This window comes from Cytobacillus sp. Bva_UNVM-123 (genome assembly GCF_046351715.2).
GTDB lineage: Bacteria > Bacillota > Bacilli > Bacillales > Cytobacillaceae > Cytobacillus.
On the sequence record NZ_CM177772.1, the window covers coordinates 2,927,090 to 2,941,107 of the forward strand.

The window sequence follows — 14,018 nt, forward strand, 5'->3', positions numbered from 1 at the left end:
GAGTTCATTATGACAGTAAAAGAAAAAGTATTAGAGAATTTAAAAAGAGTTATGGATCCGGAATTAAACATAAATGTAGTTGATTTAGGATTAATATATGAGGTTAACCTACCAGATGAAGATACCGTACATGTGACAATGACTTTAACGACACCAGGCTGCCCACTCCATGACAGTATTGTAAGTGGAGTAAAACATTGCCTATTAGAAATGGAAGGGATCACAGCTGTTGATGTAGATCTTGTTTGGGAGCCATCATGGACACCGGAAAAAATGACACCAGAAGGATTAAAACAGCTAGGGAGATGAATTTGGATCATGGCGCAAATGAACTGAACTTGCTTCAATTGAGACTAATAAAAGCGAATTGGATTGAGCCCTCTATCAATTGATAGAGGGCGCTTGTGCTTTTCGATCTATCCTACTTCGACCGTTGTTGGAAGAACATTTTTCACTAAGTCAATTACTTCCTGCTGTTCATTATGATTAAGCAAAATATGAATAGTCCCCTTATCCTCATGCGTTCTAATTAGTCTTCCGATCCCTTGCCGTAAACGTAAAATCATATATGGAAGGTCAACTTGATAAAAAGGATTCTTCACACTTTCACGTTTTGCGGTAAATACTGGATCATGTGGTGGAAATGGGAGCGAGAAAAGAAAAACATTTTCAAGCGCTTTGCCTGGAATATCGAGACCTTCCCATAAATGAACTGCACAAAGTATAGAATTCTCTTCATTTTGAAAATAAGAGACAAGTGTACTAATTTCTGCATCTCCTTCAAAATAGATCGGAAGTGTTGTTTTTCCATGTAAATATTCTTTAAAGCGAATAAGTTCAGTCTTATTGGCAAATAAAACTAAAGCCTTTCCTTCTGTTTTTTCCATTTGTTCATGTATATATTGCATTTTCGAAATATAATCATTCTCTTGGAATGTTGGCGTATAAATGACCATATTTTCTTCATAGTCAAATGGAGAAGCGACAGAGAAGCTTAAATAACTTTCAATTCCAAGACCACTTGCCATATAATCAAAGGATTGATTTTCTGCTAAAGTTGCCGAGGAGAAAATAAAAGGCTTCTTCTGTGAAAAGACCTCTTCCCTCATAATATCTTTAACCATTCTTGGCATGATGACAAGAGTTCGTTCACCATTATTCTCTTCGAACCAATTAATCCCTTTTAATTCTTTAAGAAAGAGTGACAATGAATAAGTTATTTGTTCTAAATATTCTTCAACAATTTTTAAATCATAGTCATTTATCACATACATTTCACTTTCAAAGACGAGCTCTTCCTCTAATGAACTGATTAATTCAAATAGTTTTTTTCCTTCAGCCAAAACTTGAGGTGTTTTTGTGATTGTTTTTTTATCTGAGCCGTCAGGTGCTGAAGATGCTTTCGTTAATGTATTAAAAAATTGTTCATTTTGAATAATAACATGTTCAATGATATGTAAGGTTTTTTCCCTTACATCATTTTCCATTAATCTAGTCAAAAGCGATTCAAGTATTTGTTCGGTTAGTCGATATGTTAATGCTTTTTGTGAAGCGTACTCTAATAAATGTCCCTCATCGAAAACAACACATGAACTTTCTGGTAATAATGGCAGCTGACCTTCACGTTTTCTCGAATCCTTTGTCCAAATATGCTCCATGTAAAAATCATGGGAACAAATGATTATATCCTTCGCATTGCGGTAATAATCTCGATTTAATGTTTGACCACACCGATGCCGTTTCTCACAAGAAAAGCAATCTTGAAAAGGGTCCCAGGCAATATTAGCCCATTTTTCATCATTAAGTTCTGGGTAATCCTTTCGATCGCCATATCTCTCAAATATTTGCATGGACGAACCTGAATGAACGAAATCTGGTAGACCATCGTAAATCGAATTATAGGCTTCAAAATCCTCACTTGCGACATGTGTATCAAGCTTATTTAAACATAAATATTGATCTCTTGACTTCGCCAGTCTCACATCAATATTTAATGATAATGCTTTTTCGATTTTAGCAATATCACCTTCTTTTTTAACAAGCTGCTCGATCAAAGTTTCATCAGCACAAGCGATTATTGCCGGCTTGTTCGTATAGCGAGCATATGCGATTGCATAAAGTAAATAAACGATTGTTTTTCCTGTGCCGACACCAGCTTCTGCAAAAATAACCTTCTTTTCTTTAAACGCCTTTTCTAATTGAAATGCCATAAAAATCTGTTCATCACGTATTTCAAAGCCATTTTCTGGCAAAATATCATAAAAAACATCCCCGATCCATTCGCTTAATTTATCATAAAATGAATCACTTTTTGATAAGGCAAATGGCAATCTGTTTTGCATAGTACCCCTCCATAAAAAAATATTATTCTACATACTCTATTTGAAAACTGGAGGCGCCTATGCGTCAGCCGAGCTATTCGATAGAGAATCTTCATGACATCCCTGTATCATTATTACTTAAATGTTCCTTTATTAAACAAAAAGGCCATTCAATCATTCTATCGTATAATCAAAAAGTGTCAAGAAAAAAAGACCTGACAAATTTAGTCAGATCTGATCAATAAGAATCACATCTCTATTTATATTTTAACAAGAATGAAAAGGACATTGCCTGCTGGAGTTCATTTTGCGCATTCTCTAGCTGCGTAAGCGCGATAGCCGACGAACTTGCTTCAGCCTTAACCAATTCAAGCGTATTTGTTAATACTTGGGATATTCTATTAAAATCAATCATAGAGTGATTCAACAGGAGCCCTCCTATCCATTTTTATGATATGTATATCATATTCAGAAGGAGCAGCTTATATGTGTTTAAAGATTTAGCGCTGTTATTTAACTTTTGGAGGACGTTTTCCCCAATATTGATAATAATCTGTTCGGATAAAACCATTAAATAATTTCCGTTTTTTTGTAGCCTGTTTGCCATAAAATTCTTCAAAATTTTCATTTGATGTAAGAATGTAAATGGACCATGTTTCTAAAGGTAAAAAAGCTTTTCCCATCTCGAAATACATTTTTTGTACGGCTTCTTTGTCACCAAGTCTTTCACCATAAGGAGGATTCCCCACAATGACTCCGTATTCCTTCATTGTTGTAAAATCACGAACTTGCATTTGTTTAAACTTCACTAAATCACCAAGACCTGCTTCAAAAGCATTTTCCTCTGCTATTTTTACCATTCGATGATCAATATCAGCTCCAATAATATCTAAAGGCTGATCATAATTTGCAAGGTCCTCAGCTTCTATTCTCGCTTCATCCCATACTTTTTCAGAAATCCATTTCCATGTTTCTGAGACAAATTCTCGATTAAATCCTGGTGCAATGTTTTGACCGATTAAAGCCGCTTCAATTGGAATGGTTCCAGAGCCGCAAAAAGGGTCGACAAATGGTTTATCTGGTGTCCAATTAGTAAGCATAACAAGTGCTGCAGCAAGCGTTTCTTTTAGTGGCGCCTCCCCTTGGCCTGTTCGATAACCTCGTTTATGCAAACCACTACCGGTTGCATCGATAGTCAATAAAGCAACATCCTTTAAAAGAGAAACTTCAATTTTATAGAGAGGTCCATTTTCATCAAACCATCCTGTTTTTTTGTAATGTTTCCTCAGTCTTTCGACAATCGCCTTTTTAACAATTGCTTGACAATCAGACACACTAAAAAGTGTTGATTTTACAGATTTTCCTGTTACCGGAAATTCAGCATCCTCAGATAAAAATTGTTCCCATGGAAGAGCTTTTGTTTTTTCGAAAAGCTCATCAAAAGTCGTTGCTTTAAATTCGCCAATTTTTATTTTAATTCTATCTGCCGTGCGAAGCCACATATTCGCACGAGCAATGGCTAATTCATCACCTTTAAATGAAATACGGCCATTTTCGACCTCACACTCGTATCCTAACCCACGCACTTCTTTCGCAACAAGGGCTTCAAGGCCCATTGCAGATGTTGCTATAATATTAAAGCTTGTCATATTTTCACCCTTATAATAATTCTGGTTCCCACATTTTCAAAAACTCCAAAAGCTTCGTTAATTTGAGAGGCTTCGTAATATAAAAGCCTTGAATGCTGTTACAATTTTCTTTTTTTAAATACTCATACTGCCGCTTATTCTCAACCCCTTCAGCCACAACGGATAAATGCAATCGATGTGCCATCCTTATGATAGCTTCAACAATTGAACTGTCATCCTTGTAGACAGTTAGACCGCGAACAAAGCTTTGATCAATTTTCAACGTATCAATCGGAAAACGATTTAAATAGCTTAATGAGGAGTAGCCTGTACCAAAATCATCAATAGATAATTTTATCCCAAGCTGCTTAAGCTTTACAAGTTTATCAACCGTTTCGACTGCTTTTGGCATAATCATGCTTTCTGTTAGTTCTAATTCGATACAATATGGATTCACATTCGTATGACGGAAAATATCAGAAATCCCTTTCACAAAACTATCTTGATTGAAATAGATAGCCGAGATATTTAGACTCATTCTTAAGAGAGGGTAACCATTTAAATGAAGTAAGTTTAAATCTTCACATGCTTTTTGAATAATCCAATTACTTATTTGGATAATTAAACCTGTTTCCTCTGCTAAAGGAATAAACTCTGCTGGTGAAATCATCCCTAGGTCTTGTTGATTCCACCGCACAAGCGCTTCTACACTCACAATTTCACTTGTTTCCATATCAACAATCGGATGATATTCAAGAAAAAATTCGTCCCTCTCAAGCGCTTTACGCAAATAATTTTCTGTTATCCTCTGGATCGATTCATTACTATGCATTTCCTCATGATATAGTTCATAATGATTTCTGCCACCTGCTTTTGCGGTATACATCGCTTTATCAGCATTTCGCAGCAATGTCTCCATATCAGTCCCGTCCATAGGGTATATGCTAATGCCAATACTTGTAGAAACATATACTTCCTGTGTATTTAGAAAAAAAGATTTTGAAAACGCCTCAATAATCCGTTTTGCGATATGTATAGCTTCTTTTGGGTGTTTAATATTTGGCAAAACGATGACAAATTCATCACCCCCAAGCCGTGCAATCATATCTTTGTTTTTTATTAAGCCTTTAAGTCTTGAGGATACATTTTTTAAAAGTAAATCCCCATAATTATGTCCAAGTGTATCATTGATTTGCTTAAAGCGATCTAAATCAAGAAAGAGAATCGCAAGCTGTTGACCATATTTTTCAGCCGTTTGGATTAATCCCTCTAACCGCTTATTCAAACTATAACGATTTGCAACACCTGTCAAGGAATCATAATGAGCTAAATATCTAAGTTGCTCCTCTGCATATTTACGATCGGTAATATCGCTAAACACAGCAACATAATTTATAAGATTTCCGAAATCATCTTTAATTGCACTAATCGTCAGCCATTCTGGATAAATCTCTTCATTTTTTCGTTTATTCCAAATTTCTCCTTTCCAATAGCCTTGTTCGTGAACATGTTTCCACATTGTCTTATAAAATTGCTTATCATGTACCCCAGATTGCAGTATGTTTGGATTTTTACCGACCACTTCCTCTGAACTATATCCAGTTACAATTTCAAATGCGGGATTTACTGAAATAATTCTTCCACGAGGATTCGTCACCATAATCCCTTCACTTGTATTTTCCAGAACTTTTGTAGCAAGTTTAATGGCATTTTTTGAACTTTGCTCGTTTGTTATTTCACGTATAACAACAAGATAATTAATTATATACTTATTTTCGTCGATAATCTGTTTAATATTTAACCACGCATGAAAAAACTCTCCGTTTTTCCTTCTTTTCCAAACCTCTCCTTCCCATTTTTCGTTTGCTCGAAGTTCAGAAAGAAGAATATGAAAATTGTTAACATCTTTAAATAAAGTAGAAAAGCTGGCACCCTTTGCTTCTTCGTCTGAATAATGAATTATTTTTTGTGCCCAAGGATTTACGGAGATGATGGATAAATCATTATTCAAAACAATGATTCCCTCTTGTATATGATTAAAGACAAATTCTGACAATATCATTGTTTTTCCATCCTTATTCATTTCCTATTCTACCTATTTCTCCTATTATCATGTTGCAAATAGCAATAATATTCGATAAAAACATTAAACGCATATTTTAAATATATTTCAAGTATGTTTGGACTTATTTTTACTAGATATATTCTTTAATGATATATTTTTTTTCTCGAGAATACAAGAAAGCTCCCCTTAAAAAGGAGAGCTTATCAAAATTATTCAAAATTTGCTCACTAATAACGTTCTATAAGCCATGTTTTGTTCCTTTGTACTACAAACGACCTTAGTCTCGTACACAGGTGGTAATCATCTATCTACAGGTAAATAAAACCTGTCTTTCTCCTCGTTCATTTCCTTAGAGAAAGTGCCCCTACCATAATTTGGGTTTCTCGCTCGTGGGGTTTACCTCGTTCCACCCTCTTCATTTCTAAAGAGGCTTCGTCACTGTGGCACTTTCAAGGTATTCATACCATATCAATTAAGACTTAGGTATTTTCCCTGCCGTCAGCTAATTATATTAGCTGCCCTAGCTTATGATTTGGCTAGGCACGAACACTACGGACATCTCAGCCCGTGCGAGCATGGACTTTCCTCTACAATTCACTTGTAGCTCATTGCAGCGATTACCCGAACGCTATTAATGACAACATTTATTATATGTGACTTCTACTTGAATAGCAAATGTTTTCAGTAAGAAATTGAGAGAATACATGTCAATCGTACAATTTATTACCAAAAACGTGTTTTTCTAAATTGGACAAACGCTTTAATATATCAAAATTTGTTGTTCCAGCAGTTTGAGCAGCTGGAGCTGGAGCTGGACGTCTAGAAGCTTCTTCAAGCTGCTTCTTTAATCTCATGTTTTCTTGCTGTAAATCTTCAATCTCCTGATGGAACGTTTCATAATCTTTAATAATCCAGTCTAAAAACTTATCGACTTCCTCAGGTTTATACCCACGCATCGCCGTTTTAAATTCTTTTTCCAAAATATCTTTCGCTGTTAATTTTACTTTATCAGAAAGCACGCAAATCACCTCTAAGTATCACGATCATCATTACTATTTTTTCAAAGATATGCATTTTTGTCAATTTTTCTTTCGGATTAATTTTCTACATCATCGTTTTGATTCATTTGCTCTTCCTCTACGAGTAACTGCAATTCATAAAAATCAATTAATCGAATATCATATTCACCTTGTTCTTGATGACTTCTGGCAGTCTCATAAAGATATTTTGGACTCCCCTCTTTCTCAGGATCATAGAACATAAGAAGTGCATTGCTTTTCTCAAGAAAAAATTGATTTTTCAACCGAAACTGTGAAGGATTTTCATATCGTTTGTGGGATACTGAATCGATAAAATCCGCTTGAGCAAGAATGGATTCATACCATTCCTTATTCACCTCATTCCAAGACTCCTCTTGGTCCAAAAAAGGAGTAATTACGGCAAGCTGCAGATCCGCATAGCCTTCTAATTGTAAGTCAAACACGACTTCAGCAGCCCATAGTTCTGTTCCAAGCTGACCGCTGATTAATACCCATTCTAATCCATTTTCTAATAAGGCTAAAAGATTGTTTTTCAATGCCTTTTTTATGTATACGACTGCAGGGTCATTATTCTTAAATATTCCGATTTCATATGGTTTATATCCTGAAATTATTGCGACCTTCGCCATATTAAATGCTCCTCAATTAAAAACTTTAGCATTTAGAAAATGCCTTTATTTATCTTATATGATAGGAGAAAACAAGGGCAATATGCCCTTGTTCTCATCCTTATTATCCAAAAAAAGGTCCGGGGCCAAATCCTGGTCTAGGAACACCAAATCCTCCAGGGACTGGGCCAGGTACTGCAGCAAATTGCTGGTTTGTTACTTCATTCACGACCGACTGCGTATGCGGGAAGTAATGCTGGTGTTGAAAATGAATGTGATTAACTGTTGTCGTATGGGACGGATGAATGTGTGGCACGATATTATTTTGGAAAGTATGGTTTACACAGCATTTTGTCGGACTTACGGTAGCAGGAAAAACATTAGTTGGTCTTGGTCCGCAATACATTTAAAGATCCCCTTTCATCAAAATTATTTACACTACAACCTATGATGAATAAGGGAATCTTGTACTAATGAATATACCTATTTTTCTTGCTTTGATAATTTCTTTATGAGTCTCATCTTTCTTTTGTGTATGTCCGTTTGAAAAGCATGAAATTTAGGGCTTTTGTCAGTGAAAGCTTCTCGACATTTTTTTTCCGCCTTTTCCGTAAAGAACAGGGATTGAGTCAAGTCTATTTCTCGATGTTCATATAATTTAGCAAGCTCAATACAAGCCTCTAGTCCAAGTTTTTGTTCTCCCTTTTCAGCAACTTCTATCCATAATTCAGCGCATTTTTTCCACATTTTTTGTTTCTTGTATTCGAAAGCAAGAGCATGTTTTGCATATTGTGCATGACTATCATTACTATCAGTTATCGTAGAAAAGGCTTTTTTGGCTACAGTTGAATCTCCTAATTGGGAAAACCAACGGCCAATTTCATATACTTCTCTTGTTGATTGATTATTATCGAGCCCTAGTAGCTGATAGGAAATATGGGTATACAAACTAATTAAAGACAATATATCTTGTTCGTTATGCTTTAAAACCCCTATCATTCCTTCAGGGTCCTTCCTTTCTACAAAATCGAAATAGATCATCGGTGCAAGAAAGCCAGGTATATCATCCTTTCGTTCGATTCCTAATACTTCTTTTTCAACAATAGATAATTTCAAACGCTCTAATTTATGTTTCCACATTCTTCTTGAAGCATGGTAGAGATCAAAATGTCCAAACGGAGGAAGCTTCGGTACATTTTCTCTTATTAACGTATGACGTGTTTTTACTTGCGGCCAATCAAAGGCTTTGCCATTATACGTAATCATCGTATGATAATTAATGCTCTCAAGAAAGCTTTGATATAACGGAATTTCTGCCCCAGGATGCGGCAGTATGTGCTGCTTTAATTTTATTTTATTTTCCGTTAAGCTTGCATGACCAAGAATAAAGATAGAATTCCCAACCCCACCACCTAATCCTGTCGTTTCGGTATCAAAGAAAAAAAGACTTTCAGGCTGATACCCTTTCGTTGAAAGAGGATGAGAGATAGTAGAGTTATTCCACGCATTAACAGCTGATTGAAAATGTGAAAAAGAATAAAGTCCATTTTTAAATTGAAGAGAATACTCCTTCTCTCTTACGAGACAAAAACTGTTATCAAAAAAATATGGGTATACATTCTCTTTTTCCCACTTATCGAGAAATGGGATTTCAAACGAATTCGCTGAAATATTTTCAAGAAGCTGCTCTTTCTTATTCTGATTAGGTGTAAGATGAGGTTTTAACCTGTTTAGTTTATTTTTAATGGACATGACTATCACCATCATGACCGATTTCCGCCACAAATTTTCCTAATATCGTTAATACATCTTCTTTCGCACTTTGGGACGCAACATCTGTTCCGATGCACGATGGACATCCACTTTCACATGGACATTTTCGAACCATCATCCTTGCTTCTCTTAAGACATATTCGAAATTCTCATATATTTTCTCACTTAATCCTACCCCACCAGGATAACGATCATAGAAGAAAATAGTAGGTTTTTCATTATGAGCAGCTTTCACTTGTGGTACGACATGAATATCCTGTGGATCACACATCACAAAGAGCGGTGCTATATGTCGTAATACATGTGCTGTCCCAATTATTCCTTGTTCCGCTCGACTTTGTTTCAATATATCCTCATTTAACGAGACCCAAGCAGAGCTTGTATGTAATTCTTCTTCAGGCAGACTAATTGGTCCAGAGCCGATATTTTCATGGGTCTCAAACTTTATTTTTTTAAAAATAGTTGCCATCGCCGTAACACATACATCCCCATATCCTATTTCTCCACTTAGTGTATTGCGATGTTTATCCACTTCTAACACTTTTAGTCCGACTGCAAGATTTGCATCTGTATAATAATCTACGTCCACTTCACGAACAAAAGCTTTTTTTTCTTCCCAGTCTAGCAGCTCGACTTGATATTGGATTCCTTGATGTAGATAAATTGCCTCATCATGCAAAAGTGTCATCGCAGAAAATCGATCCATTTCACCAATTACTTTCACCTTTGCAATATTCGAACGATCTATAATGACAATATTCTCTTGGGAAGCTGAACGAAGACTAATATTGTGCGCTGGGAACGCATCATTCATCCAGTAATATTTTTCACCATTTTGATATAGGACTCTTTCTTCAACTAAATATTCAAGTACTTCCTCGGTTTCAAAAGTACCGAATTTCTCGCCTTCTGAAAACGGTAGCTCATACGCCGCACATTTAATATGATCAATAACAATGATTAAATTATCAGGATTAATTCGAGCTGTCTCAGGACTTTTATTGAAAAAATAATCAGGGTTTTGAATCACATATTGGTCAAGCGGACTGCTACTTGCCACAAGGATGACAAGTGATTCACTATGCCTTCTTCCAGCTCGCCCCGCCTGTTGCCAAGTACTTGCAATCGACCCGGGGTAGCCAGTCATCACACATACTTGCAGCTGTCCAATATCAACTCCTAATTCAAGCGCATTCGTACTAACAACACCATATATTTCACCTGTTCGAAGACCGCGTTCTATCTCTCTTCTTTCTTTAGGTAAATAACCGCCCCGATAGCCTCGAATTGCTTTTGGGCCTAATTGATGTTTAATTAGCTCCTGTAAATATGATAGCAATATTTCTACCCTAACTCTACTTCTTGCAAAAACAATCGTTTGAATTTTATTTTTTAATAAATGCCCTGCAAGCATTCTTGCCTCTAGAATAGCACTTCTTCTAATATTTAATGGTATATTAACTACTGGAGGATTATAAAAAGCAAAATGCTTCCTCCCGCTTGGTGCCCCATTATTATCAATAAGTTCAACCGATTTTTCGATGAGCTTTTCTGCTAGCTCACGAGGATTTGCAATTGTTGCAGAAGTACAAATAAAAATAGGGTCACTCCCATAAAAACGACAGATTCTTCGAAGGCGGCGGATCACATTTCCCACATGACTACCAAAAACACCCCGATAAATATGAAGTTCATCAATGACAACAAATTTCAAGTTCTCAAATAATGACACCCATTTCGTATGATGGGGCAAAATAGCAGAATGAAGCATATCAGGATTTGTCATGACTACATGACCCGCTCTTCGTATCTTTTGACGTATATTTGTTGATGTATCCCCATCATAAGTATAGCTGTTAATATTCAACCCAGTTTCTTCAATGATTTCATTAAGTTCACTTTTTTGGTCTGAAGCAAGCGCCTTTGTCGGAAACAGGTAAAGTGCTCTTGCATTATCATCATTAATAATTGTTTGCAGAACAGGGAGATTATAGCATAGTGTTTTTCCTGAAGCCGTCGGCGTTACAGCAACAATACTTTTCCCTTCCATTGTCCTTTCATAAGCAGACTTTTGATGCGAATATAAAGATGTAACACCTCGTTTTTGTAAAGCAGCTTTAAGCGATGAATTAATATTTAATGGCAGGTCTTTCATCTTCGCCTCTTTTTCTTCCACAGTGTGCCAATGTACAATATTATCTTTATATTGAGCCGTAGCTTTCAATTCATCAATAATCTCCTGCAAATTTCTCCGAACTTTCATCTCATTCACCTCATACCTATTATTCTAGCGAATAAGCGTTCGTAATTAAAGGTATATTGATCATATTCTTTCATATAATGTTCATAAACTTAAAGTTCATATCGCTTATGATAGGTATTTTTTTGTTACAATAGTGTTAACAATGGAATACCACTGAGGTGAGATGATGGAATTAGCAGAAATAAAAAGAGTCCTTTCGCAATTTTCGCTCTTTAAAGAGCTAAATGATTCGGAAATGGATAAAATCGTTGATATTTCAATCACAAGGGAATGGAAAAAGGGCAGCCATGTCTTCATGCAGGATGACCCGCTTGAAAATGTGTATTTCATAAATAGTGGTAGAATTAAAATATATAAAAGTGATATTAACGGCAGAGAACAAATTGTTACAATTGCCAAAAAAGGGGAAATGTTTCCCCATGTTGGTTTTTTCCGTAAAGGTGGCTATCCTGCTTTTTCAGAGGTTCTAGAAAACTCAACTTTAATTGTTGTGCCTATTGATCATTTTGAGAAAGTTTTGATTGATAATCCCGAGCTTTGTATTAAAGTTTTTAAAGTACTCGGAGAGAAAATTATCGATCTACAAGACCGACTAGAAGAAAAAATTCTTAATAACACATACGAACAAATTATTAAACTTCTTGTCCGCTTAGCAAGAAGTCACGGACAAAAACTGAATGATGAAACATATCTTTTAAAAGCCGAATTTACGAATAAAGATCTTGCCAACATGATCGGAACGACAAGAGAAACGGTTAGCAGAACTTTAACTAAGCTGAAAAAAGACAAATTGATTGAAGCAGACAAAGCTGGGAATTTTATCATTAATCCTGATAAACTATTCGAAGAAATTATATAGCTTGAGATGAACAAGACATTGTGGCTATCAGGTTATCCAAAAAAGATTAATAAGGTGCAAAAAGCAGGTAGATAAAAACATTCCGTTTTATCCACCTGCTTTAATTTTGAGAATTTAGAAATAGCTTTATTTATTATACATGTGATAGTTGAAGCATCTCTGCCATATCTTCTTGTGCAGTGCCGATAAGCTTTAAATTAAATGTTTCTTGAAGAACAGACAATACTCCTTCTGAAATAAATTCTGGTGGCTTTGGCCCAATGCGAATATCTTGAATTCCTAAGCTAAATAATCCGAGAAGAATGGCAACCGCTTTTTGCTCGAACCATGAAAGTACAATACTGACAGGTAGTTCGTTAATCTCACATTCAAATGCGTCAGCTAATGCTTTTGCAATTTTTACTGTTGAGCCTGAATTGTTACATTGACCTAAGTCAATATAACGTGGAATTTCTGTACCTGGTACAACGCCATAGTCAACATCATTAAAGCGGAATTTACCACAAGAGGTCGTTAGTATGACTGTTTCTGGAGGTAATGACGTCGCTAGCTCACGATAGTAGTCTCCACCCTTCCCTGGTGCATCACAGCCTGCGATAACGAAGAAACGCTTAATCTTCCCTTCTTTAACAGCTGCAATTACTTCAGGAGCTAATCCTAATACTGTTTCATGATGGAAACCTGTAAGAAGTGTCTCCTCAGATTCAATATTCGCTTCAGGCAATTCAAGTGCTCGATTAATTAATGGACTGAAATCATCATTTACAATTTTTATGACATTTTCAAGACCAGCAACTTCATAAGTGAACATTCGATCTGCGTATGACCCTTTAATTGGCATTACACAGTTCGTAGTGGCTAATATGGCCCCTGGGAATTTTTCAAATAATCGACGTTGATCATACCATGCTTTCCCAATGTTCCCTTTTAAATGGGCATATTTCTTTAGTTGTGGATACCCATGTGCAGGCAGCATTTCAGAATGCGTATAAATATTAATTCCTTTACCTTCAGTTTGTTTCAACAGCTCCTCTAAAGCGAATAAATTATGTCCAGTAACGACGATGCATTTACCTTCAATTTTGTTTTGAGAAACACGAATAGGCTCAGGTATTCCTAATCTTTTCGTATGTGCCTCATCCAACATTTCCATCACTCTAACAGCTGAACTGCCCACTTTCATTGCCATATCAATATGCTCTTGAACATTAAAGTTGGAGTTTGTTAATGTCATATATAAAGCTTCATGTGTTGTCGCATCAACAAATGGATCTGTGTAGCCTAATTGGTTAGCGTGAGTGCGATATGCTGCAATTCCTTTTAATGCAAAAATGATCGTATCTTGTAGACTCGCAATCGTTTCATCTTTTCCACATACACCAACTACTTTACATCCCCCTGTTGGTGTTTGTTCACATTGGTAGCAAAACATTATGTATCTCCTTCTTTCCATCGCTTTTT

12 protein-coding genes and 1 other RNA gene are annotated in these 14,018 nt (G+C 35.9%); 2 read left to right on the forward strand and 11 right to left on the reverse strand.

The features are described from left to right. Positions 1-9: 9 nt before the first annotated feature. Positions 10-309, forward strand: a complete 300-nt coding sequence (locus KDN24_RS14645) for a metal-sulfur cluster assembly factor (protein WP_409973538.1) — start codon at positions 10-12, stop codon at positions 307-309. Positions 310-416: 107 nt separating this feature from the next. Here KDN24_RS14645 and KDN24_RS14650 read toward each other — a convergent pair whose 3' ends face one another. The 10 genes from KDN24_RS14650 to KDN24_RS14695 form a co-directional block, all read right to left on the reverse strand. Then, positions 417-2,342, reverse strand: a complete 1,926-nt coding sequence (locus KDN24_RS14650; protein ID WP_409973537.1) for an ATP-dependent DNA helicase — start codon at positions 2,340-2,342, stop codon at positions 417-419. Between the two features lie 235 nt (positions 2,343-2,577). Continuing rightward, positions 2,578-2,748 carry a hypothetical protein gene (locus KDN24_RS14655; RefSeq protein ID WP_409973536.1) on the reverse strand — a complete coding sequence of 57 codons (171 nt, stop codon included), beginning with the start codon at positions 2,746-2,748 and terminating at the stop codon, positions 2,578-2,580. A gap of 82 nt (positions 2,749-2,830) precedes the next feature. After that, entirely contained in the window at positions 2,831-3,970 is a 1,140-nt protein-coding gene (locus KDN24_RS14660; protein ID WP_409973535.1) for a THUMP domain-containing class I SAM-dependent RNA methyltransferase, read from the reverse strand. Between the two features lie 10 nt (positions 3,971-3,980). Then, on the reverse strand, positions 3,981-6,011 hold the full coding sequence (locus tag KDN24_RS14665; protein ID WP_409973534.1) for a sensor domain-containing protein: 2,031 nt from the start codon (positions 6,009-6,011) through the stop codon (positions 3,981-3,983). 239 nt (positions 6,012-6,250) lie between these two features. Continuing rightward, positions 6,251-6,643: RNase P RNA component class B (gene rnpB / locus KDN24_RS14670), an RNA gene on the reverse strand. A 78-nt stretch (positions 6,644-6,721) separates the two neighbouring features. Next, positions 6,722-7,033 (reverse strand): cell division regulator GpsB, encoded by a 312-nt coding sequence (gpsB, locus tag KDN24_RS14675; protein ID WP_409973533.1) that lies wholly within the window; start codon positions 7,031-7,033, stop codon positions 6,722-6,724. A gap of 77 nt (positions 7,034-7,110) precedes the next feature. Then, positions 7,111-7,683, reverse strand: a complete 573-nt coding sequence (locus KDN24_RS14680; protein ID WP_409973532.1) for an SLOG family protein — start codon at positions 7,681-7,683, stop codon at positions 7,111-7,113. Between the two features lie 103 nt (positions 7,684-7,786). Further along, positions 7,787-8,068, reverse strand: a complete 282-nt coding sequence (locus KDN24_RS14685; protein WP_409973531.1) for a CotD family spore coat protein — start codon at positions 8,066-8,068, stop codon at positions 7,787-7,789. A gap of 77 nt (positions 8,069-8,145) precedes the next feature. After that, entirely contained in the window at positions 8,146-9,429 is a 1,284-nt protein-coding gene (locus tag KDN24_RS14690; protein ID WP_409973530.1) for a ribonuclease H-like domain-containing protein, read from the reverse strand. Further along, positions 9,404-11,698, reverse strand: a complete 2,295-nt coding sequence (locus KDN24_RS14695) for a DEAD/DEAH box helicase (protein ID WP_409973529.1) — start codon at positions 11,696-11,698, stop codon at positions 9,404-9,406. Before KDN24_RS14695 ends, KDN24_RS14690 begins: the two co-directional genes overlap by 26 nt. Positions 11,699-11,864: 166 nt before the next feature. Here KDN24_RS14695 and KDN24_RS14700 point away from each other — a divergent pair, with 166 nt between their 5' ends. Further along, positions 11,865-12,557: a Crp/Fnr family transcriptional regulator gene (locus KDN24_RS14700; RefSeq protein ID WP_409973528.1), complete on the forward strand. Its 693-nt coding sequence runs from the start codon at positions 11,865-11,867 to the stop codon at positions 12,555-12,557. 133 nt (positions 12,558-12,690) lie between these two features. Here KDN24_RS14700 and hcp read toward each other — a convergent pair whose 3' ends face one another. Beyond that, complete coding sequence (gene hcp / locus KDN24_RS14705; RefSeq protein ID WP_409973527.1) at positions 12,691-13,989, reverse strand: hydroxylamine reductase; 1,299 nt, start codon at positions 13,987-13,989, stop codon at positions 12,691-12,693. Positions 13,990-14,018 lie beyond the last annotated feature (29 nt).

Bases quoted from the DNA above. Each gene is read 5' to 3' on its own strand.
- KDN24_RS14665 (WP_409973534.1), bottom strand. From the start codon at position 6,011: ATGATATTGTCAGAATTTGTCTTTAATCATATACAAGAGGGAATCATT.
- KDN24_RS14660 (WP_409973535.1), bottom strand. From the start codon at position 3,970: ATGACAAGCTTTAATATTATAGCAACATCTGCAATGGGCCTTGAAGCC.
- KDN24_RS14690 (WP_409973530.1), bottom strand. From the start codon at position 9,429: ATGATGGTGATAGTCATGTCCATTAAAAATAAACTAAACAGGTTAAAA.
- KDN24_RS14695 (WP_409973529.1), bottom strand. From the start codon at position 11,698: ATGAAAGTTCGGAGAAATTTGCAGGAGATTATTGATGAATTGAAAGCT.
- KDN24_RS14680 (WP_409973532.1), bottom strand. From the start codon at position 7,683: ATGGCGAAGGTCGCAATAATTTCAGGATATAAACCATATGAAATCGGA.
- KDN24_RS14685 (WP_409973531.1), bottom strand. From the start codon at position 8,068: ATGTATTGCGGACCAAGACCAACTAATGTTTTTCCTGCTACCGTAAGT.
- KDN24_RS14645 (WP_409973538.1), top strand. From the start codon at position 10: ATGACAGTAAAAGAAAAAGTATTAGAGAATTTAAAAAGAGTTATGGAT.
- KDN24_RS14700 (WP_409973528.1), top strand. From the start codon at position 11,865: ATGGAATTAGCAGAAATAAAAAGAGTCCTTTCGCAATTTTCGCTCTTT.
- KDN24_RS14650 (WP_409973537.1), bottom strand. From the start codon at position 2,342: ATGCAAAACAGATTGCCATTTGCCTTATCAAAAAGTGATTCATTTTAT.
- hcp (WP_409973527.1), bottom strand. From the start codon at position 13,989: ATGTTTTGCTACCAATGTGAACAAACACCAACAGGGGGATGTAAAGTA.